The 21,640-nt window shown below is 64.7% G+C and carries 19 protein-coding genes; 8 read left to right on the forward strand and 11 right to left on the reverse strand.

The genetic code is table 11. The features are described from left to right. Window positions 1–115: 115 nt before the first annotated feature. Together P3T42_RS13000 and P3T42_RS13005 are read right to left on the reverse strand one after the other, a co-directional pair. Window positions 116–775 carry a glutathione S-transferase family protein gene (locus tag P3T42_RS13000; protein ID WP_429306263.1) on the reverse strand — a complete coding sequence of 220 codons (660 nt, stop codon included), beginning with the start codon at window positions 773–775 and terminating at the stop codon, window positions 116–118. 125 nt (window positions 776–900) lie between these two features. After that, a complete protein-coding gene (locus tag P3T42_RS13005) occupies window positions 901–2,148 on the reverse strand; it encodes an ATP-binding protein (RefSeq protein ID WP_429306264.1) in 1,248 nt (415 codons plus the stop codon). A 383-nt stretch (window positions 2,149–2,531) separates the two neighbouring features. Here P3T42_RS13005 and P3T42_RS13010 point away from each other — a divergent pair, with 383 nt between their 5' ends. Continuing rightward, window positions 2,532–2,840: a putative quinol monooxygenase gene (locus P3T42_RS13010; protein WP_074294876.1), complete on the forward strand. Its 309-nt coding sequence runs from the start codon at window positions 2,532–2,534 to the stop codon at window positions 2,838–2,840. A 231-nt stretch (window positions 2,841–3,071) separates the two neighbouring features. On the opposite strand, the gene P3T42_RS13015 is transcribed toward P3T42_RS13010, so the two are convergent. From P3T42_RS13015 to P3T42_RS13040, 6 genes are all read right to left on the reverse strand, one after another. Further along, window positions 3,072–4,523 carry an MFS transporter gene (locus tag P3T42_RS13015; protein WP_074294874.1) on the reverse strand — a complete coding sequence of 484 codons (1,452 nt, stop codon included), beginning with the start codon at window positions 4,521–4,523 and terminating at the stop codon, window positions 3,072–3,074. Between the two features lie 157 nt (window positions 4,524–4,680). Next, window positions 4,681–6,627, reverse strand: coding sequence for an aconitase family protein (locus P3T42_RS13020; RefSeq protein ID WP_429306265.1), 1,947 nt, complete (start codon window positions 6,625–6,627; stop codon window positions 4,681–4,683). Window positions 6,628–6,731: 104 nt separating this feature from the next. Beyond that, on the reverse strand, window positions 6,732–7,634 hold the full coding sequence (locus tag P3T42_RS13025; RefSeq protein ID WP_429306266.1) for a LysR substrate-binding domain-containing protein: 903 nt from the start codon (window positions 7,632–7,634) through the stop codon (window positions 6,732–6,734). A 103-nt stretch (window positions 7,635–7,737) separates the two neighbouring features. Further along, window positions 7,738–8,568: a MipA/OmpV family protein gene (locus tag P3T42_RS13030; protein ID WP_429306267.1), complete on the reverse strand. Its 831-nt coding sequence runs from the start codon at window positions 8,566–8,568 to the stop codon at window positions 7,738–7,740. Window positions 8,569–8,950: 382 nt separating this feature from the next. Next, the gene (locus P3T42_RS13035; RefSeq protein WP_429306311.1) at window positions 8,951–9,637 is read right to left on the reverse strand and encodes a DUF5074 domain-containing protein; all 687 of its coding nucleotides are present in this window, start codon (window positions 9,635–9,637) and stop codon (window positions 8,951–8,953) included. A gap of 77 nt (window positions 9,638–9,714) precedes the next feature. Further along, window positions 9,715–10,935, reverse strand: coding sequence for a helix-turn-helix domain-containing protein (locus tag P3T42_RS13040; RefSeq protein ID WP_429306268.1), 1,221 nt, complete (start codon window positions 10,933–10,935; stop codon window positions 9,715–9,717). A 130-nt stretch (window positions 10,936–11,065) separates the two neighbouring features. On the opposite strand from P3T42_RS13040, the gene P3T42_RS13045 reads away from it, so the two are divergent. After that, on the forward strand, window positions 11,066–11,833 hold the full coding sequence (locus P3T42_RS13045) for a DUF899 domain-containing protein (protein ID WP_074294863.1): 768 nt from the start codon (window positions 11,066–11,068) through the stop codon (window positions 11,831–11,833). 43 nt (window positions 11,834–11,876) lie between these two features. After that, complete coding sequence (locus P3T42_RS13050) at window positions 11,877–12,680, forward strand: DUF2182 domain-containing protein (protein WP_429306269.1); 804 nt, start codon at window positions 11,877–11,879, stop codon at window positions 12,678–12,680. 13 nt (window positions 12,681–12,693) lie between these two features. Here the strand turns inward: P3T42_RS13050 and mdeB are convergent, their stop codons facing one another. Beyond that, a complete protein-coding gene (gene mdeB, locus P3T42_RS13055; RefSeq protein WP_429306270.1) occupies window positions 12,694–15,465 on the reverse strand; it encodes an alpha-ketoglutarate dehydrogenase in 2,772 nt (923 codons plus the stop codon). Between the two features lie 152 nt (window positions 15,466–15,617). On the opposite strand from mdeB, the gene P3T42_RS13060 reads away from it, so the two are divergent. Next, window positions 15,618–16,145, forward strand: a complete 528-nt coding sequence (locus tag P3T42_RS13060; RefSeq protein WP_074294857.1) for an Lrp/AsnC family transcriptional regulator — start codon at window positions 15,618–15,620, stop codon at window positions 16,143–16,145. Window positions 16,146–16,179: 34 nt separating this feature from the next. Here the strand turns inward: P3T42_RS13060 and P3T42_RS13065 are convergent, their stop codons facing one another. Further along, complete coding sequence (locus tag P3T42_RS13065; RefSeq protein WP_074297192.1) at window positions 16,180–16,689, reverse strand: Lrp/AsnC family transcriptional regulator; 510 nt, start codon at window positions 16,687–16,689, stop codon at window positions 16,180–16,182. Window positions 16,690–16,886: 197 nt separating this feature from the next. Between P3T42_RS13065 and P3T42_RS13070 the strand changes: the two genes are divergently transcribed. From P3T42_RS13070 to P3T42_RS13080, 3 genes are all read left to right on the forward strand, one after another. Next, window positions 16,887–17,903, forward strand: a complete 1,017-nt coding sequence (locus tag P3T42_RS13070; RefSeq protein WP_074294855.1) for a 1-aminocyclopropane-1-carboxylate deaminase — start codon at window positions 16,887–16,889, stop codon at window positions 17,901–17,903. 75 nt (window positions 17,904–17,978) lie between these two features. Beyond that, the gene (locus P3T42_RS13075; protein ID WP_429306271.1) at window positions 17,979–18,446 is read left to right on the forward strand and encodes a hypothetical protein; all 468 of its coding nucleotides are present in this window, start codon (window positions 17,979–17,981) and stop codon (window positions 18,444–18,446) included. Between the two features lie 93 nt (window positions 18,447–18,539). Next, window positions 18,540–19,829 (forward strand): MFS transporter, encoded by a 1,290-nt coding sequence (locus tag P3T42_RS13080; protein WP_074294851.1) that lies wholly within the window; start codon window positions 18,540–18,542, stop codon window positions 19,827–19,829. 81 nt (window positions 19,830–19,910) lie between these two features. On the opposite strand, the gene P3T42_RS13085 is transcribed toward P3T42_RS13080, so the two are convergent. Continuing rightward, entirely contained in the window at window positions 19,911–20,822 is a 912-nt protein-coding gene (locus P3T42_RS13085) for a LysR family transcriptional regulator (protein ID WP_429306272.1), read from the reverse strand. A gap of 119 nt (window positions 20,823–20,941) precedes the next feature. Between P3T42_RS13085 and P3T42_RS13090 the strand changes: the two genes are divergently transcribed. Further along, the gene (locus P3T42_RS13090) at window positions 20,942–21,589 is read left to right on the forward strand and encodes a glutathione S-transferase family protein (protein ID WP_074294846.1); all 648 of its coding nucleotides are present in this window, start codon (window positions 20,942–20,944) and stop codon (window positions 21,587–21,589) included. The last annotated feature ends 51 nt before the right edge of the window (window positions 21,590–21,640 follow it).

The following is a 21,640-nucleotide window of genomic DNA, read 5'->3' on the forward strand; positions in this document are numbered from 1 at the left end:
GAGCGCTGCGCAATAACAGGTGCAGCGCCTCATTGAAGTCAAGTGTAGGGGATCCCTATTGAAAGTCTATGTCGATAGGGTGAAATCACAGTTTTCAGATATCGAACAATCGCGCTCAATCGCGATCCGGCGCACCGAGCGGGAAAAACGAACGATAGGGCCGCGCCTCGTCGACCGCGCGGGCAAACGATGGCCGCGCCAGCAGCCGCTGCCGATACGCCCACACCTGCGCGAACGACGGGTCGATGCGATGGGTCCAGTCCGCGTAGAACAGGAACGGCGCGGCCGCGCAATCGGCGAGGCTGAAACGATCGCCCGCTGCCCACTCGCGACCCGCCATGGTCTTGTCGAGCCAGGCGTACGCGGTATCGAGCATCGCGCGGGCGTCGGCGACGCCGCGCGGGTCGCGCTCCGCTGCGCCGCGCAGACTATCGCCGACGATCTTTTGCTGCGGGGTCGAGATGTAGTTGTCGAAAAAGCGGTCCATGCTGCGGACCTCGAGCGCGGCGCGCGGCTCGGCCGGCAGCAACGACACTGGCCCCGGGTGATAGAGGCCCAGGTATTCGATGATGACCGTCGCCTCGGGGACCGGACGGCCGGCGTCGACGAGGACCGGAAACTTCCGGAACGGCCACAGCGCCGCGAGCTCCGTCATGGCCTGCGGATTGTCGTGGGACAACTGGCAGTACTCGAATGCGGTCCGGTTCTCGTAGAGCGCGGTCAGCACCTTCTGGCAATACGAGGAAAAGGGATGGGCGTAAAGCTTCAATGTCATCGCGGTCACCTTGGGTCGGGAAGGAAAGCGAGCCGGACAGCGCGTGCCCGGAAGTCTGCTTTACCCTACGACGAATCACAAGCGCGCAAAACGACATGCGCCGCCCGACCCAGGTCACGAATTTTTCAGCGCGCCGGCAACACGATGCGCACCCACAGTCCGCCATCGGGATGATTGCCCAGCTTCAGGCTCGCACCGCAACTGCGCGCCAGCCTCGCGACCACCGAAAGGCCGAGCCCCCAATGCTGGGTCGTGCGTTGCGTGGCGTTCAGACGCACGAACGGCCTGGTTGCGCTCGCCATGTCGTTCGCCTCGATGCCCGTGCCATGATCGCGCACGCTGAGGAGCCAGCCGTCCTGATCGCGCGAGGTGCGGATCTCGATCGGCGGTTCGCCATGTTCGAGCGCGTTGTCGACCAGGTTGGACATCAGGCGTTCGAGCAGCGGGCGCGACATCACGAACTGCGGCCCCGCCTTCAGGTCGCAGGCGAACAATGCGCCGTCCATCGTGCCGATCATCGAGAAACGGTCGCGCAGAAAGCCATCCACCGAGACGACCTGCTCCGCACTGTTGCCGCGTCCCGCGACTTCGAGCAATTGCTGCGCGATGTCGGAAAACGAATCGATGTCTTCGACAAACGCGACCCGTTTGTGCCACTCGTTGACCTCGAGCGCGCGTGTGCGCAGTCGCGCCGCCTGGTATTCCATATGCTCGGCGAGACCCGCCAGGGCGGCGGCCTGCGCCTCGAGCGCCTCATTGCGGCGCCGCGACATCTCGTTGAAGGCCCGCACCACCCGGCGCAATTCGCTCGGCCCTTCTTCGCGGACGGACGCGGCAACACGACGGCCGCAGGCGGTCTCGCGGGCCGCGTGCGTGACGTTGCGCAGCGGACGCTGCACGCGCCAGAGGCTGAAGAATGCGAGCATGAGGATCACCAGCGATACCGCCCACTCCGCGACAGCAAAGCGCGAATCGAGCGGCCATGCCTGAACCTCGTCGGACCATGGCGAATCGTCGCGCAGGCTGCCGGGCGAACGCGGCATGGCAGGGGCCGCGACGTCGCTCAGGGAAACGCCTGTGGCCGGCACTTCGTAGACGGCCGGATGCAGGTCCACGATCTTCGGCCGCGCGGCGAGGTCGAGCTTCATGGCCGCGGGCACCAGCGAGACCTGCCCCACCGGCGCCGTCGAAGGCGACTCCACCTCGGTCTCCAGCGGGTCGCCGGCAAACGGGCGTTCGGTGACGACGGCGGTCTGCAGCGCGCTTTCGTCGCTGCCCGCCGTCGACCCGGAAACCAGCAGCATGACGCCGGCATGTACCGAGAACAGCACGAGCAACGACAGCAAAATGGTTCTTACAAACAAGGTATTCAACGATTCCTCTTCGTTGTCAGTCGGAAGCGGCGTGCTCCGGATCGGGTGACGCGCGCCTCGGTTCAACCATCGTTCCACTACGCGGCGGACTTCGGACATCCCACCAGCGAAACTTTTGGCGACCGGGGTAAAGAATCTTTGACTTCGTCCGTTAACCTTAAGAGAGACGGTGGTGGGCGCCAAGCCCCACGCAAGACGAACCCGCACGCCAATAGTCCCTCACGCCGGCGACATTAGAACCTACGAATAAGCCCCCTGGGGCGCGAAGTCCTTACACAATCTTTCCAGAGCTTTCAAAGGGTAGCCGCGCAGCGAGCCCCAACGAACCCCGCTATGATGGCAGACGGCAATGTGCCGCTCAACCATCGTCGGAGAATGCCCGAATGATCCATGTGTTTGCCACCGTCACCGCACAACCCGGTCAACGGGAAGCTGTGCTCGCGCTCTTTAACAAAAACCGTCCCGCGGTGCTGGCGGAGACCGGCTGCATCAGCTACGAAGCGGTGGTCGACGTACCCGGTTTCGGTGGCTTTCAGACGCCGCTCGGCGACGATACGTTCGCCGTCGTCGAACGCTGGGAAAGCGCCGAAGCGTTGCACGCGCACGCAGCCGCCGCGCATATGGCCGAATACGCCCGCAATACCGCCCCGCTGCTCGCGAAGCGCGTCATCAACGTGCTCCACGCCGTCTGAGCCTGCGGCTCGCGTTCGCACCGCGTAACGCCGTAGGTCTCACGACACTCCCGGCTGATCGACATGGCATGAACCCCTTTACGCACAATTGTTTTGCGTAAAGGGGGACTTTCGCAAGGGTTCGTCAGCCGCTACTCTGCCTCGTTTGGCGCAGTGCGTGCTCGCAGTGCATGCCGGGTCGTTCCGGGCAGTGCATGGTCGAACACCCTCCTCCCGTATCGAAGAGGTTCGTTAGTTTGAGATTTTTTCGAGCTCGAGACCCTTGGTGCGCGGACCCATCAAGCCAATCGCCAGCATTACGACCAGCATCGCGCCGGCGATAAAGACGAACACCCCAAGGGTGCCGAACTCCTTCAACACGGAAGCAATCAGGAACGCCGTGAAGATCGCGGAAAACCGGCTCCAGGAATAGACAAAGCCCACGGCCCGCGCGCGGATGCTGGTGGGAAACAGCTCCGACTGGTAAGCGTGAAAGCTGTACGAAATGATGTTGCTGGCAAGCGTCAGACATACGCCGAGACTCACCAGCAACACGGCGCCCGCCGCCTGGCTAAACCACAGCCCGCAGACGATATTCGCCGCCGCCATCACGACGATCACCGTCTTGCGCTCGAAGCGATCGCCGATAAAGAGGCCGATGATCGGCCCGAGCGGCGCAGCCAGCGCGATCACGCTCGAATACATCAGGCTCGTCGTAATCGTGATGCCCTGTTTGATCAGCAGCGTGGGCACCCAGTTCGCGAAGCCATAGAAGCCGACCGTCTGGAACACGTTGAAGATCGTCATCATCAGCGTGCGGCTGCGGTACGGCGGCACCCACATATCGCGGAAGCTGCCGCGCGGCGCGACCGGCATCGGCGGCGCGGGCGGCGGCAAGTCGCGGCCGTATTCGCTGCGTACCTTCGCTTCGAGCTCGCTCATCACGCGGTCGGCTTCGGCGAGCCGCCCCTGCTGCGCGAGCCAGCGCGGACTCTCGGGCAGCGCGCGGCGAATCCACCACACGAACAGCGCACCATGCGCACCGATCAGCACCACCCAGCGCCAGCCGTCGAGACCGAACGGCGCACGAGGCACCAGCAGGTAAGAGAGAAACGCCACCACCGGCACCGCCGTAAAGCCCACTGCCTGCTCGCACGCAAACGCCCGGCCGCGAATCTGCTTGGGCACCAGCTCCGAGATGTACGTGCCGATCGTCACCAGTTCGACGCCGATCCCCACGCCCGCGAGGAAGCGCCAGAAGTTCAGGCCCGTGGCGCTCTCCTGGAACGCCATCACGACGTTGGCCGCGGTGTACCACAGCAGCGAATACGTGAAGACCGCACGCCGCCCGAAGCGGTCGGCAAGGAAACCGCAGGCGATGGTGCCAATAAACAGCCCCGCGAACAGCGCCGCAATGAAGCTCGCGACGCCGGTGCTGCCGAACAGGCCGTGCGTGGTCGCCGTCAGCAGGCCGCTCTTGACGAGACCCGGCGCGACGTAGCCCGTATAGAGCAGATCGTAGAGTTCGAAGAAAAAGCCAAGGCTCAGCAGAACCACGAGCTTCCAGATGGAGCGTGTCGCCGGCAGCCGGTCGAGGCGCGCGGAAATCGTGCCCGCGTCGAGCGGCGCGGCGGCGTAAGGGCCTGGCGCCGAGATCGCGCCGGCTGCAGGCGTACTGGACCCGGCTTGTTCGGGGGTTGCCATGATGTCTCCTTCCTGTGTGAGGCCGGTCTTGAGCCGGCTCTCCGTGGCGTGCGTGTGGCCCAAGGTGCCGCAGTTCGCTGACGGCGGCCGTATCCAACGATCGGGACCGCCGAGGCGCTGGACCGCGGAATGCCGGGCACAAGGCCCGGCCAGCATTCTAGCCGCGTGCGCCCTTCAATTGTTCGAAGGTCGTAATTTTTCCGGCCAGCGCGCTCGCTGCGACGGTGTAGGGACTCGCCAGCCAGACGTTGCCCGGTCCCGATCGTCCCGGGAAATTGCGGTTGATCGCGCTGATGGTCACCTCCTCTGCACGCCCCGACTGACCCGGCCCGCAGTTCGCACACGAGCCGCAGCCCGGCATCACGAGCGTCGCGCCGGCCTGCTCGAACACCGGCAAATAGCCGCGTTCCTCGCAATAGCGCCGTACCGCCATGGTGCCGAACTGCAGATAAAGACGCGTACCCGGCGCCACCGCCATGCCGCGCTCGACACCCCAGCGCAGCACCTCGTGATAGAAATCGAAGTCCTCGCGCTTGCCCGCGGTACACGAGCCGCCATAGGCGATATCGATCGCCACCTCGCCTTCGAGCTGCGGCGCCGGCACACCGTTGCCCGGGTCGCCGGGGCGGGCGAGCATCGGCTGCAAGGCGGTGGCGTCGATGCGGACGGTATCGCGATAGCTGGCGCCGGCGTCGCTCTTCATCCAGCCTTCGAGCACGAAGTCCACGCCGCGCCGTTCCTTCAGAAACGCTACCGTGCGCTCGTCCGGTTCGACAATGCCGGTAAAGCCGCCGAGCTCCGCGACCATGTTGGTCAGCGTCGCGCGCTCGTCGATCGACATCGCGCGGACCGCCTCGCCACCATATTCGAACACCAGACCGATCGCGCCGCCCGAGCGGATCGCCTCCATCTGCAACAGATGCAGCACGACGTCTTTCGCCGTCACGCCGTCGTGCAACGTGCCGTTGATTTCGATGCGCAACGTCTCCGGCACCTTGCAGCGCACGTAGCCCGTCACCCAGCTATTGGCGATTTCCGTTGCGCCCGCACCGAATGCGAGGCAGCCCAGTGCGCCGGAATGCGGCGTGTGCGAGTCTGTGCCGCTCACGACCTGGCCCGGCAGCGCGTACTGCTCGGCCATCAGCGCGTGACAGATGCCTTCGGAGCCCGGCACGCCGTCCAGCGCGCCATGCGAGCGCACCGGATAGTCGCGCGAGAACGCAGTGTGTCCCTGTGCCAGGTTGGCCACGCCGGGCAGCAAACCGTCGCGCACGTGCGGAATGCTTTGCGCGGCCAGCACCAGATGATCCTGGAACGCGATGATGTGATCCGGCGCGTGCAACGGCGCGGGTTTGCCGAACGCCCGATGCATCAGATGGGCGCACATGCCGGTGAAATAGTCGTGGCTAAAGCGCCAGTCCGCGGCGATAAACACGCCGTCGCCACGCTGCGCACCGGCGACGCCCGGATGCAGATGCCGCTCGATGATCTTCTCGACGAGGGTTTTGGGCTGCGGCGCAGACGCGTGGGTCGCATCGCGCACGCGTGGTGCCGGCCAGTCCGAGAACTTGCTGTACGCAAGCAAGCCGCCGCTGCGAATGATCTGCTGGGTGAGCGCGTCGCGGCCTTTGAGGAATTCGTCGATCGGCACGGTTTCGCCGGCGACCAGACGGTCGAGCACCGAGAAATCGGTTGTGGTCAGAATGCCGATGTTGTCGCAATTCTGCTGATAGATGCGCTCGAAACTTTCCGCGACGATCAGTCTGATACCCGCCGACAGTTCCGCCAACGGACTCGACTCCCGTGACGAACCCTTGCCGTAGCGCTTGCCGGCCACGGTCACGCGAAAGCCGCCGTTCTTCACCGCATCGCGGCCGATGGGCAGCACCTCGCCCGCCTTGAAGCCCACGTAGGGAAACTGTCCGAGGCGCTCGTCATAGGTGAGCATCACGGTGACGGGCGTGATCTCGTCGGTCGAGACGTTGTCGCGCAACGGGCCGGCCGTGGCGCAGGTGAAGTCTTCGCCCGCGAGCTGGGCGGCGATGACGGCGGGGTTCTGCGACAAATACAGCACGCGGCCGTCGAGGCGGATGGCATCGTCCATAAGTTCTCCTTTCGGGAACTATACGGCGGCTCACGCCGTGGCACGAAGTGCTGATGCGGCAGGGCTGAAGTCTCGATTGGAGAGGGTTGAGCTTAGGCCAACGCCTAGGCCTCCCGCCCAAGAAACCCAACCAGCGCAGCCGCACTTGCACTCAACTGCTCGCGCGCCCTGAATACCAGCACCAGCCTGCGCACCGCCCAGTCGTCGAGCAACGGCAGCAAGCGCACGTCGAGCGCGTTCAGATACAGGCGCCCCACCTGCTCCGGCACCACCGCGACGCCGAGTCCCGCATGCACCATCCGGCACAGCGCGTCGAGACTGCTCACGCGGATTTTCACGTCCAGTTGCCGACCGGTCTGCGCGGCTTGCTGGGTCAGAAGCTGGGTAAGCGCGCTCTCGCTGCGCAGGCCGACGAAGCTGTCGTCGAGCAGTTCGGCGAACGCCAGCCGCTGTGCGTCGGCGAGTCGATGCGCAGCAGGCAGCAGCACCGCGAGCCGGTCGGCGCGGTACGGGACCTGCTCGAAGGCTTCGACGCCCGTCACCGCATTGCAGATGCCGAAGTCGGCGCCGTGTTCCTCGACGATGCGCAACACGTCCGCGCTGTTCTCCTCCTCCAGTTCGATCGACACTTCGGGGAATACACGGCTAAACGCAGCCACGTCCTCGGGAAGGAACTGCACGATCGACGAGAGGTTCGCCACCACCCGCACCTGGCCCTTCGCACCGGAGGAGAAACGCGAGAGTTCCGCGCTCATCTGCTCGATGTTGGCGATGATGGTCTGGGCATAACGCAGCACGGTCTCGCCGACCGGCGTCACCGTGATGCCGCGCGACTGACGCTGGATCACCGGCAGCCCGATCAAGGCCTCGATCTCGGCAATGCGGCGGCTGACTGCCGAGGAAGCGATGAACTCGCGCTCCGCGGCGCGAGCGATGTTCTTTTCCTGGCAGACCGCGACGAACAGGCGCAAGGAGGTGAGGTCGAGCTTCTTGAGAAGGTTTTCCATGGAACGCACGGAGGAAAGCGTGGGCAGCTAGTGTAGCGCCCTCACCGAAACGCGCTACGGATGCATCGTGCTGCCCCCACGCCATGGACCCAAACGGCTTCGCTTAGAACCGGTAGCTGGAAAACACGCCGTAGGTGACCTGCGTCTTCTTTTCGACGATAGGACTTCCGCCGACGTCGCCACGCAGCTCGGACGCCACCACTGTCGCGCCGACACCCCAGCGGTTCGACAGGCGGTAGTTGGCCTTGACGGAGAAATTGACCGAGGCGACACCCGCGTCCGGTTCGTATTCGGGCAGGCCGGAGCGAGCGCTCTGGCCTGCGTCCACGCCATAGAAGGTGCGGTTGTACTGGCTGCTGCCCCACGTGAGTCCAGGCCCCGCGCTAAGCGTGAGGCGGTCGATAGGTTGGTACTTGCCTTCCACACCCAGCGTTGCCACCGTGCCCTCGTGCTTGCCGAGGATGTCGGTCAACACGCTGCCGTGCACCGAGAACCAGTCGAGCGTGTAGCTGCCGAACAGGCCCGCATGCCCGGTTCGGGGAATATCGCCGAGGCCTTGCAGGCGCGCGTCGTCGGATTGATCGCGCGGCTGGATGAAATCGTACGAGAGCAACGCGGCCACCTGCCAATGCGAGTCCCGGTACAGGTACGCGCCCAGTCCCAGCGGAATGCCCGCATCGGGCACCGTGCCGATGAAATAGCGGCCGTTGCTCGCGCCGAGCAGCGGAAGCGGTTCGAATCTGCGGTCGCTTGCGCCGGGATATTTAGGCAAGCTAAAGAGGCCGGCACCGACGGTGAAATGCCAGGCGTCGGGAGACGCCGTATCCGGGGCGGCCGGCGAGCTCGAGTCGTCGGCCATTGCGTCGACTGTGCCGGCGCACAGCATCGTGCCAAGCAGGACATACTTAAAGTAGCGGTTTACACGTGCTTTCATTGGAATCCCAGGCTCGAAGCGCATCGCCCCAGCCGATCAGGTATTGGAAGGTATGGGTCGTCGTGAACCGGATGTCGGGTTCGAGCGCCGTTACAGCCGTCCCAAGGAATAGCCGCTGCGAACTCGAAGGATGAATACCGGTCCGGTGAAGCGTCCTGGTCTCGAAGACAGGGCGGGAAGCCCCGCTGTTTCAAGCGTGCGGGAAGGACGGTTCACTCGCAGCCATCATGGCGCGACGGGCCGGGGCGGAGCCAGCGGCTTGCGACGAAACGACGGGAGCGGGCGCGAGATGCGCCGGGGAGGCGTGAGATGAAGCCGCTGCGCGCGAGATGAATGGGCGAGGCCGTGACGTGCGCCCCGCACCCGGATGCGGCAACTTCGCTTACTTGGTTTGGGAGTGGGTGGAAGGCTCGGCGTCGCTATCAGCGGCAGCATCCCGCCTGGGTCGGCGCACGGTCCTCACCTTGCTGCTGTTTCCGCCGCCACAGAAGAAGCGATCGGCGCCATCGGACTCGAGCCCCGACACGCAGACGCCCGGCGGCATCTCCAGCCGCTCCAGGACCTCCCCGCTTTGTGGATCGATTCGCCGCAATTCGCTCTGCTCGCTTTCCCAGGTGCCGTGCCACAGTTCTCCGTCAATCCACGTGACCCCCGTGACGAAGCGGTTGGACTCAATGGTGCGAAGAATCGCCCCGGTCTCGGGATCGATCCGATGAATCTTGCGGTCCCGGTACTGCCCGACCCAGAGCGACCCTTCGGCCCAGGTCAGCCCTGAATCGCGACCGCCACCCGGTGCGGGAATCGTGGCAAGCACACGGCCGCTCTTCGGATCGATCTTCTGGATCCGCTCGGCGGCGATCTGAAACAGGTGCTCACCGTCGAAGGCCGTGCCGGCATCCGCCGCGACCGCGATCGTTTGCAGCGTCTCGCCGCTCGCCGGATCGAAGGCGTTCAGCTTGTCGCCGGCGGCGATCCAGACTCGCTGACCGTCATAGGTGACGCCACCCACGCTGTCGACACCCGGAAAGGGTCCGTATTCTCCAATGATTTCGGCGGCTGATCGCTTCATGTTTCCACCCTGGGTGGTCGAGTTCAAGAAACTGCCGGGCGGGCATGCCCCGGCAATCGACGGTTCATGCCCCCATCCTACTCACCCGGCAGCGGAACGGGGAGTAACAAGGTCGTCGCGAATCCCGTCACGGGCGAACTCATCCAGCGGCGCGCCCGCCCCTGACCGAACGGCTGCACCTTGCCGGCTTCCGCGAGCGAGTCGAGCGCCCGCTGCACGGTGCGCTGGCTCGCGCCCAGCGCCAGCGCGAGCGCCGAACTCGACCAGGACTCGCCGTCGGCGAGCAAGGCCAGCACCCCAGCATGTTCCGCTTCGACGGGCCGCTCCAGCGCCACCACCTCGTCGGCGCCACGCGGCACCAGCACGAAGCCGCGCGGGGTCGCGTCCACACCGGCAAGCGGCGCGAGTACGGTACGAAGCCGCCCCACTTCGACCCGCAGACGCGCGCGATGCGATTCGTCGGCGCGCTTCGCGCGAAATGCCCGCGCGACGAGCGCGTCCCTCGGCACGTCCGCCGGCCACGCTTCGGCGAGCGCGCGAGCGAGCACGAACAGCACCGGGCGCGTGGCAAGCGAGACCACGTTGTGCGCATCGCGCACTACCAGACGGCAAGCGTCGACAACCAGCACCTTCGACGCGAACAAGGCCTCGATCTCGTCGAGCAACAGAAGCCGCGCCTCGCCACGTGCAATCAGGCGTGCAGCGGGCGTGTTGAGGGCAAGGGCGGCATTTTCGACTTCGGCCGCCAGCGCGGGAATGCCTGCGTGCTGTGCGGCCTGCCGGGCGCGCTCGAGCGCGGCGCGCGCAGCTTTTGTCTGCAGGCGGCGCAGCGCGACGCCCGCCACGGCCAACTCGTGGGCCGCCCGCAACGCGGGTGGCATGAGTGCGGGGTCGAGCCCGGCGAGCGTGCGCTCGGTCTCGTCGAGACGTCCGATCAGGAGTTGACGCCGGACCTCGAGATAGCGCGCATGTGCGGCGTTCACGTGGTCGCCGTGGGCTTCCAGCGTTGCCCGCGCCGACTCGAGCGCCTTCGCCGGCCAGCTCAGGTCGCGCGAGGCCAGCGCGATCTCGGCCTCGGCCACGACACACCGCGCGCGGGACACGGCCTCCTTCGATCCGAAGGCACGCGCCGCGCTTCGTAACAGCGCCTTCGCCCGCACCAGATCGCCGAGCTGCGCCATGGCGATACCCCGCAGCGCGAGCGCAGGCGGATCGTCGCGCAAGGCGACGCGCTGCAGCGCACCGAGTGGGTCGCCTGCGGCGAGCGCGCGCGCCGCGGCCGTGACTAGCGAGTCCATGCTTTATCTGAATCCCGCCACACTTGTCACTCCCACCGTTCGAGGCCCCGGACCTAATCTATCACGACCAACCACCCGTCCATCGCATCGTCAACTGAACGAACGACGCAGGACACCTAAGGAGCACAGCATGGCTACGACACACCTCAGCGGCACACGCGAAGCATGGCTCGCCGCCCGGCTCGACCTGCTCAAGGCGGAGAAGGAACTCACCCGGCGCGGCGACGAAGTGGCGCGGCAACGTCAGGCGCTGCCGTGGGTCCGGGTCGACAAGACCTATCGCTTCGAGACCGAGCAAGGGACTGCCACGCTCGCCGACCTCTTCGCGGGGCGCTCGCAACTGCTTGTCTACCACTTCATGTTCGGCCCCGACTACCAGGCGGGGTGTCCGTCCTGTTCGTCGATCGCGGATTCGTTCGACGGCGTCGTCGTCCACCTCGCGAATCACGACGTCTCGCTGCTGGCGGTATCGCGGGCGCCGCTCGAAAAACTGCTGACATACCGGCGCCGCATGGGATGGACGTTTCCGTGGGCGTCCTCGCAAGGCAGCGATTTCAACTTCGATTTCAACATTGCCTTTACCGAGGCGCAGCAGCGCGAGGGCAGCGTCGAATACAACTACCAGCGCGGCGGTCATGCGATGGACGCGACGCCTTCGCCGAAACCTGTGGTCGAGTTCGCGGCCACCTGCGGCACCGACGCGCTCACATACTCGCGCGACCGGCCTGGCATGAGCGCGTTCGTGCTCGAGGATGGCGTGGTCTATCACACCTATTCCACCTATGCGCGTGGCGTGGACGGCATCTGGGGCATGTATCAGTGGCTCGACCGCGCGCCCAAAGGACGTAACGAGGCAGGCATCTGGTGGCGCCGTCATGACGAGTATGAGCAGCGCTGAGGCTAGCGCGCCAGATAGTGTTACCGCCCAAAGGAGACGGGAGATGTCACGACACAGCGTTGCAGAGCGAGCTTCCCGATGCGCCTTTTTCGGCGCCGCGGCGCTCCTGTTCACCGCCAGCGCAGCGGCGACGATCGTCTGGAGCGCGGCCATGTCATCAATGGGCCGCATGCCGATGCCCGGCGGCTGGACAATGTCGCTGGCGTGGACGCGCATGTGCGGACAGACATGGCTGGACCTCGCCGCATCGTTCCTCGGCATGTGGGTCGCGATGATGGTGGCGATGATGCTGCCATCCCTCGCGCCCATGCTGTGGCGCTATCGCGAGGCCCTGGGCGGCGCAGGCGCAACGCGTCTCAGCCGGCTGACCGCGCTGGTGGGTCTCGCGTATTTCCTGGTGTGGAGCGCGTTCGGCCTGATCGCCTTTGCGCTAGGCGTCGCGCTGGCGGCGCTGGAGATGCAATGGCCGGCGCTGTCGCGCACCGTTCCATTCGCGGTCGCCGGGGTCGTCCTCGGCGCCGGCGCGCTGCAGTTCACGGCGTGGAAGGCCCGTCATCTTGCCTGCTGCCGCAAGGTGTCGGGCTGCAGCCTGACGCTGCCGGCAAGCGTTAGTACTGCCTGGCGATACGGCCTGCGTCTCGGCCTGAACTGCGGTTGTTGCTGCGCCGGCCTGACCGCGATCCTGCTCGTCATGGGGGTCATGGACCTGCGCGCGATGGCGGCCGTCACCGTAGCGGTCACCGCCGAACGTCTCGCGCCGGCGGGTCAACGCGTGGCGCAAGCGATCGGCGCGATCGTCGTCGGGTCGGGGTTGCTCCTGTTCGCTCAGGCGGCCGGGCTCCGATGACGAGCCGTCGCCCTCACCGCTCCCAGGCGGCCCCGCTATCGTAGGCACCTTTACCATACCTGGTCAGCGCATCCCCGAGCACGGCCGCGTCAAGGTCGCCCTCATCGATCAGCGCCTTCAACGCAGCTATCGCAATCGACGCCCGATCTACCTCGAAGAATGCGCGCAGCGCGGCACGTGTATCGCTGCGCCCGAAGCCATCCGTGCCGAGCGTCACGTAACGGCGCGGCACGTACGCCCGAATCAGCTCCGGCACCGCCCGTACGTAGTCCGTCGCGGCAATCACGGGGCCCTTCGACGCCGCCAGCGCCGAGGTCACATACGGCGCCGCACCGGATCCACCCAATCGCGCAATCCGCTCGGACGCCATGCCATCACGCTGCAACTCGGTAAAACTCGTCACGCTCCAGACGGCCGCCTCGATACCCCAATCGTCCTTCAGCATCTTCTGCGCGGCGACGACCTCGCCGAGAATCGCCCCGGCGCCGAGCAGTTGCACTCGCGCGGTCTCGGCGGTCCCAGTGCCCTCAGTGGCTTCAACGGCTTTAGCCACATTCACTTCACCCGGTCCCGACGGCAGCGGATACATCCCCTTCAGAATCCCTTCGCGCACCCGCTGCAAATCGCCCTCGGGCACAGAAGGCTGTGCGTAGTTCTCGTTCATCACCGTGACGTAATAGAACACGTCGCGCTGCTGCTCGACCATCTCCCGCATGCCCTCGTCGACGATCGCCGCCACTTCATAGGCAAACGCCGGATCGTAGGCACGGCAATTCGGAATCGTCGATGCCGCGAGATGGCTCGTGCCGTCCTGATGCTGCAAGCCCTCGCCGCCGAGCGTGGTCTTGCCCGAGGTCGCGCCGATCAGGAAGCCGCGTGCGCGTTGATCGGCGGCGGCCCAGATAATGTCGCCGATCCGTTGAAAGCCGAACATCGAGTAGTAGATGTAGAACGGCAGCATCGGCAAGTTATGCACGCTATACGACGTCGCCGCCGCAATCCACGACGACACCGCACCCGCCTCCGAGATGCCTTCTTCGAGAATCTGCCCTTTGGTATCCTCACGGTAATACAGCATCGAACCCAGATCTTCAGGCTCATACAACTGCCCATGCGGCGAATAGATGCCGACCTGACGGAACATGTTCGCCATGCCGAATGTGCGTGCCTCATCGGCGACGATCGGCACCACCCGCTGGCCGATTTCGCCGTCCTTCAACAGCGCGGTGAGCATGCGCACCAGCGCCATCGTCGTGGACATCTCCCGGCCGTTCGCGTCCAGCGCAAATTGCCCCCAGGTGTGCAGCGAGGGAACGGTCAGTCCCTTCGCTGCGACTCTCCGCCTTCTGGGCAGATAGCCTCCCAGGGCAGCCCGGCGTGCATGCAGGTACTGCATTTCCGGGCTGTGTTCTGCTGGCTTGTAAAACTTGACCTGCTCGACGTCCTCGTCCGAGAGCGGCAGGCGAAAGCGATCGCGGAACGCCTTCAGATCGTCGAAATCGAGCTTCTTTTGCTGGTGGGTCGTCATCCTGCCCTGGCCCGACGTGCCCATGCCGAAGCCCTTCATGGTCTTCGCCAGGATCACCGTGGGCTGGCCGCGATGCGCCAGCGCTTTCGCATAGGCCGCGTGCAGTTTGCGCACGTCGTGGCCGCCGCGGCGCAGGCGGTCGATTTCCGCGTCGCTCAGTTGCGCGGCCAGCGCCGCCAGTTCGGCGTTCTGGCCGAAGAAGCGCTCGCGGTTGTATGCACCGTCGTTCGCCGAAAAGGTCTGGAACTGGCCGTCCACCGTGTGGGCGAAGGCACGCGCCAACGCGCCGGTGCGATCGCGCGCAAACAGCGCATCCCAGTCCGAACCCCACACCACCTTGATCACGTTCCAGCCCGCGCCGCTGAAGTGCGCCTCCAGTTCGTCGATGATGCGGCCGTTGCTGCGCACCGGGCCGTCGAGCCGCTGCAAATTGCAGTTGATCACGAACACCAGATTGTCGAGCCCTTCGCGCGCCGCGAGCGACAACGCGCCGATCGACTCCGGCTCGTCCATTTCGCCGTCGCCGAAAAAGCCCCACACCTTGCGGCCATCCGTTTGCGCCAGGCCGCGGTTCTGCAGATAGCGCATGAAGCGCGCCTGGTAGATCGAGTTGATCGGCCCAATGCCCATCGAGCCAGTCGGAAATTGCCAGAAGTCCGGCATCAGCCACGGATGCGGATACGAACACAAGCCCGGCCCGGCGATTTCACGGCGGTAGTGCTGCAGATGCGCTTCGTTCAGGAATCCTTCCAGATAGGCCCGGGCATACACCCCCGGCGACGAGTGCGGCTGAAAGTAGACGAGATCGCCGCCGGCGCCCTCGCCTGCATCCGGCGCTGCCGCCCGGAAGAAGTGATTGAAGCCCACCTCGAACAGGTCCGCTGCGGACGCATAGCTCGCAATATGTCCGCCGAGTTCGCCGTATGCCTTGTTGGCCCGCACCACCATGGCGAGCGCGTTCCAGCGCAGTGCCGCGGCAAGCCGCTCCTCGAGTTCGAGATTGCCCGGATAGCGCGGCTGCTGATCGAAGCCGATGGTGTTGACGTAGGGCGTCACGCGCGCGTCGGACAACTCCACGCCCGACGTGCGCGCATGAGCCGCGAGCCGGTCGAACAGAAACTGTGCGCGTTCCCGGCCGACGTGCGCCACGACCGCATCGAACGCATCCAGCCACTCGGCTGTTTCCTCGGGATCGGTGTCTTCCCGACCGCGCTCAGGCGCGCCCAACTGCAATGCACCGCTCGACAAATCCGTCATGGCACCACTCCCGCAAGGAGGCATCCGGTTCAAACTCACTGGACACCATGGTAACCATCAAGCTGCAAAATAGGCCTCTCATTTGCTTGTCATTCCCACTCTGGATAGTGTATTTATTCTGCACAGACCTCCATTTCCGGAATCTTTCATCTATGACCACGCCGCCGAAACGGCTCGACCGCATCGACATCGGGATTCTCAGCCAGTTGCAGCAAAACGCCCGCATCACCAATTCCGAGCTGGCGCGCGCGGTCAACCTGTCGCCCACACCCTGCTTCAACCGGGTGCGCGCGCTCGAAAAGCTCGGCCTCTTCAAGCAGCAGGTGACCTTGCTCAATCCCGAGCCGTTGGGTCTGCGGATCAACGTGTTTATTCAGGTGAGCCTGGAAAAGCAGGTCGAGGACGCGCTGCAGCGCTTCGAGCAGGCCATCTCCGAGCGGCCCGAAGTGATGGAGTGTTATCTGATGACGGGCGACGCCGACTATCTGCTGCGCGTGGTAATGCCGGACATGCCGACGCTCGAGCGCTTCATCCTCGAACATCTGACGAAAATACCGGGCGTGTCCAACATCCGCTCCAGCTTCGCGCTCAAACAGGTGCGCTACAAGACGGCGCTGCCGCTGCCGGCCTCCGGCCTGACGCTGGTGGACCCAGACGACGTCGCGACGGACTGGCAGTGAACGCGCATCTTGATGCAAGCGGCGCCGGCCGCCGCTAGACCGGAATGCTTGTGGTCGAAAGAATTTCCTTCAGGACCACAAAACTGCGGATCTGCCGTACCCCTGGCAGATACAGCAACTGCTCGGCGTGCAAGCGGTTAAAGCTGTCGCTATCCCGCGTACGCACCAGCATGAAGTAATCGAACTCTCCCGTGACGACGTGACACTCCATGCATCCGGACACCTTCTGCGCGGCCTTTTCGAAGTCGGCGAAGGAGTCCGGCGTCGAGCGGTCGAGCACCACGCCGATCATCACCAGCATGCCGGCTTCGAGCGCTTTCGCATTGAGCAACGCCACCACACCGCGTATCAGGCCCATTTCCCTGAGCCGCTCAACCCGGCGTAGGCAGGCCGGCGCGCTGAGATTCACCTTGGCCGCGAGCGCCACGTTCGAGATCGATGCGTCGCGCTGTAGCTGGCGCAGGATGGCCCGATCGACGCGATCGATCTGCGGGCTTACCGGTTGGGACTCCGGCGCAGAGGCACGAAATTTTCTTGCGGGCATGGCGCTCTCGGCGAAGTAAATAAAGGTCAAAAATACCATCGACCTACTCAAAACCCAAATTCGCCAATATCTTCGCAACCCGATTTCTTCGATATTTTCTTACCATACTCTTCATCGCAGCATCGGCCACGAGTCCAGGCGTGTCGGCCGCTCGGGGTAACGAGGTGCTGGGACTCTCTTCATCACCGGAGCCGCGCATGAACCTCAAGAAATTCCCTCGCCATTCGCTCACCTTCGGCCCCACGCCGATCCAACCCTTGCGACGCCTGAGCCAGCATCTGGGCGGCAAGGTCGAGCTGTATGCGAAGCGCGAAGACTGCAACAGCGGCCTCGCATTCGGCGGCAACAAGACGCGCAAGCTCGAATACCTCATTCCCGAAGCCCTGGCGCAGGGCTGCGATACGCTCGTGTCGATCGGCGGCATCCAGTCCAATCAAACGCGTCAGGTCGCGGCCGTCGCCGCGCACCTGGGCATGAAGTGCGTGCTCGTGCAGGAAAACTGGGTGAACTACTCAGACGCGGTGTATGACCGCGTGGGCAACATCCAGATGTCGCGCATCATGGGCGCCGACGTGCGACTCGTCTCCGACGGCTTCGATATCGGCTTTCGCAAAAGCTGGGAAGACGCGCTGGAAAGCGTGCGCGCGGCAGGCGGAAAGCCTTATGCGATTCCGGCAGGCTGTTCGGATCATCCGTTGGGCGGCCTGGGCTTTGTCGGCTTTGCGGAGGAAGTCCGGCAACAGGAAGCGGAACTCGGCTTCAAGTTCGACTATGTCGTGGTGTGCTCGGTGACCGGCAGCACGCAGGCAGGCATGGTGGTGGGCTTTGCCGCGGATGGTCGTGCCGACCGCGTGATCGGCATCGATGCGTCGGCCAAGCCTGCCAAGACCCGCGAGCAGATCTTCCGGATTGCGAAGCAAACAGCCGAGCAGGTCGAGCTGAACCGCGACATCGTCGCGGCGGATATCGTACTCGACGAGCGCTACGGCGGCCCGGAATACGGCTTGCCGAACGAAGGCACGATGGAAGCCATCCGCCTGTGCGCGAAACTCGAAGGCATGCTGACCGATCCCGTCTACGAAGGCAAGTCGATGCAAGGCATGATCGACAAGGTACGGCTCGGCGAGTTTCCCGCCGGTTCGAAGGTGCTCTATGCGCACCTGGGCGGGGTGCCGGCACTGAACGGTTACAGCTTCCTGTTCCGCAACGGTTGACAGGAACGCCGAGGGCAATGCACGAACCTGAGAGATCACACAAATAGGCGTTTTACGTGGGCAACGGAGAACGTTATGCGAACCCGTGTTGATTCACCCCTCTCGCGTTGGCTTTGGCGCAGGGAGCCGTCGCGCCTCACGCAAGTCTGCGTCGTCACCGACGCCACGGTCGCATACGACTTCGAACAGGTGTTGTCCACGCGTCTGGGAAACTCACCCCAGGTCGCGTGGCTGCACCTGATCAATGCCGCTGCCGCGCACGACGAATGGCTGGCGTCGCGCGAGCATGCCCAGCCCAACGCGCATAGACCGGAAACCGCCATAGAGCGGGCCATCGGTCCGCTCCCGCGCGACAGCCGCCTGTTGCTGTGCTCCCAGGAGCTTGCCGCGCTGGAGTGGCTAGGTGGCGTCCTCGGGCAACGGGTTTTCTTCGCACACTATCGTCCTCGCACGAACGAGGACATACAGGCCAATGCGGTTATCGCCACCATAGAAGAAGGCCTGCGCGCCTCATTGACGGAAAAGTGGGGAGATAGTTACTGAGCCATTGAGCCGCGCGAGCGTCACTGGGCGCGTGCGACATGACGGCAATCCTCTTGCGCAACCGAGTACTCGCCCTATCCCCTGGAGAGTCAAATGCCTACCGCCGCGACTGCGACCGATACCGTTGCCATCAAGCCCCGGTATTCCAGCTTTTACTGGATCATCTTCGCCGCGTCGATCGGCAACGCGCTCGAATGGTTCGATATCCTGATCTATGGATTCTTCGCCACGACGATCGCCAAGACGTTCTTCCCGGCTTCGAACGCCACCGTTTCGCTGCTGGTGACACTCGGCACCTTCGGCATTTCCTACCTGATCCGACCGGTCGGTGCGCTCGTGCTCGGCTCCTACGCGGATCGCCATGGCCGCAAGGCGTCGATGATGCTGTCGATCGTCATGATGATGGCCGGCACGGCCATCATCGCCCTGATGCCAGGCTACGCAACGATAGGCGTAGCGGCGCCGATCGCAGTCGTGTTTGCGCGGCTTGTGCAGGGATTTTCGGCGGGAGGCGAATTCGGCAGCACGACCGCCTTCATGGTTGAACAGGCACCCGAGCGCAAGGGCTTTATCGCCAGCTTCCAGTTCGCCAGCCAGGGCCTCAGCTACCTGCTGGCGGCAAGTTTCGGCGCAATCCTGACCAATACGCTCGATACGGCGTCGCTCGAATCGTGGGGCTGGCGGTTGCCGTTTTTATTCGGCATCCTGATTGGACCCGTAGGCCTTTATTTGCGCAAACATGTCCACGAAGGCCGCAGTTTCCAGGAAACGAAGCCCGAAGAATCGCCCGTGCGCGCAGTGTTCGCACGCCAGAAGCGCCGCATGCTGCTGGCCGTGGGTACGCTCGTCCTCTCTACCGGGACCAGTTACGTCATTCTTTATATCCCGACTTACGCAGTCCGGCAGCTCCACCTTCCTGCGAGCTTCGGCTTCACCGCAACCGTGCTGACGGGCGCCATTCTCACCATCGTCACCCCGTTCGTCGGCCATCTCTCCGACCGGATTGGAAGAGTTCGCATGATGAGCGCGGCCGGCATCGTCTTTACGCTGACCATTTACCCCGTGTTCCGCAGCCTCGGCGAGCATGCCAGCCTCGCAGGGCTCATGGCGATGATGGCATGGGTCGGCCTGCTCAAAGCCGTCTATTTCGGGGCCCTGCCGGCGTTGATGGCCGAGACGTTCCCGATAGAAACGCGCGCAACCGGCATGGCGATCAGCTACAACATCGGTGTCACTGTTTTCGGCGGCTTCGCACCGCTCATTGTGGCGACGCTCATTCAGGCAACCGGCAGCAACCTGGCTCCCGCGTTCTACCTCATGGCGCTCGGCATCATCAGCCTGTTTGCGTTGTGGCAATGCCGTAAGACGCTGAATCTTCGCTAGAGCGGTCGATTCACCCTCGGCGGTTTCGCGGCACGGCAGCAAGACGGCGCCTGCGCCGCCGCGTCGCCTCTGTCTCAGAGGTCACACATCTTCGGCACCGAGATGCGCCTTGAGCGCGTCGATAAACACGCGCACCTTGGGCGCCGGATAGCGCGCCGAGGGGAACAGCGCATGAATGCCCGCGGCCGGCGTCGACCACTCCGGCAGCAGGCGGACCAGCCGTCCCGCGGCGACATCCTCACCCACCGAGAAGTCCGTCAGCGCGCCCACGCCGCCGCCCGCGAGCGTCGCGGCCCGGCATGCCGTGGCGGTATCCGCGAGAAATCCCGCTGCAAAGCGCACGGTCTGCTTGCGGCCCCGGGCGTTCTCCAACGAGACCGCCAGCGGCTTGGCCAGCACCGCCATGCCGATAAACGGCAACGCGGCCAATGCCGCAAGGGTGGACGGTGCGCCCCACGCCTCGATGAACGCTGGGCTCGCGACCAGCCAGCGCGCGTAGCTGGCGATCTTCACCGCGCGATGGCTCGAATCGGCGAGGCGCCCCACCCGGATCGCGACATCGATACCCTCCGCCAGCAAATTCACAAGACGGTCGTTCGACACGAGTTCGATGTTGAGCTCCGGATGCTGCTGCCGCAGCGCGACCAGTACGGGTGCGACCACGATCGCACCGTAATCGACCGGCGTAGCCACGCGTAGCGTGCCCCGCAACGTGCCGCTGCCCTGTTCCACCGCCTGGAGCGCCTCGTCCGCCATGCTCAGGATATGCCGGCTCGCTTCGTAGAACGCCCTGCCCGCCTCGGTGACGCTGACACGCCGCGTGGTGCGCACCAGCAGGCTCGCCCCCACCTCCGCCTCGAGCCGCTGCATATGCGTGCTGACCATGGTCTTGGCGATGCCCAGCCGGTCGGCCGCCGCCGTCAAGGAACCCGCCTCGATCACCGCGACGAACACCGCCAGCCGGTTGAGGTTCACATCGCTCGCGCTAGCCATTCGATTGTCCACTTTAAGAGGATAGAGTAATCATGATTATCCGTCTTCTCAGGCCATTCGGCGAGGCATAAGCTACGCTAAGCCAATCATCCATAGCCTGCTTTTTCACGGAGCCTGTCATGTCCCCATCCAAGCCCGCCCAGCCGATCCGGCTGCATACGACCCTGCTGTCCGGTCACGGGCATCGCGTCAAGCTGTTCCTGACGCTGCTCGATCTGCCGTTCACGATCAACGAGCTCAACATGGCGGCCGGCGACAACCGCAAGCCCGCGCACCTGGCGCTCAATCCGCTCGGCGAAGTGCCGGTAATCGAAGACGGCGATGTCGTGTTGAGCGACTCGAATGCGATCCTGGTCTACCTCGCGCGCAAGTACGGCGATCCGTCCTGGCTGCCGCAAGATCCGCTCGGCGCCGCGGCCGTGCAGCGCTGGCTCTCGCTCGCCGCCGGCAAGATTGCGTACGGCCCGTGTGCGGCGCGGCTCGTCACCGTGTTCGGAGCGCCGCATCATCTGGAAACCGCACAAAAGATCGCCGTGAAGCTGTTCGACGTGCTCGATGCCGAGTTGCGCGACAAGCCGTTCGCGATCGGCGACACGCCGACGATTGCCGACATTGCCGCGCATTCGTATATCGCTCATGCGCCCGAAGGTGGCATCTCGCTCGAGCCGTACCCGCATATTCGCGCGTGGCTCAAGCGAATCGAAGCGCTGCCGCGCTTCCTGCCCATGCCGGCCAGCAAAGCCGGCCTGGTCGCCGAGATCGACTAGCCCTGCCCCGGCTGCGGCCGGGGTTCACTCACGCGTCAATCACCCGAGTCC

This window comes from Paraburkholderia sp. GAS38 (assembly GCF_050434965.1).
GTDB lineage: Bacteria > Pseudomonadota > Gammaproteobacteria > Burkholderiales > Burkholderiaceae > Paraburkholderia > Paraburkholderia phenazinium_A.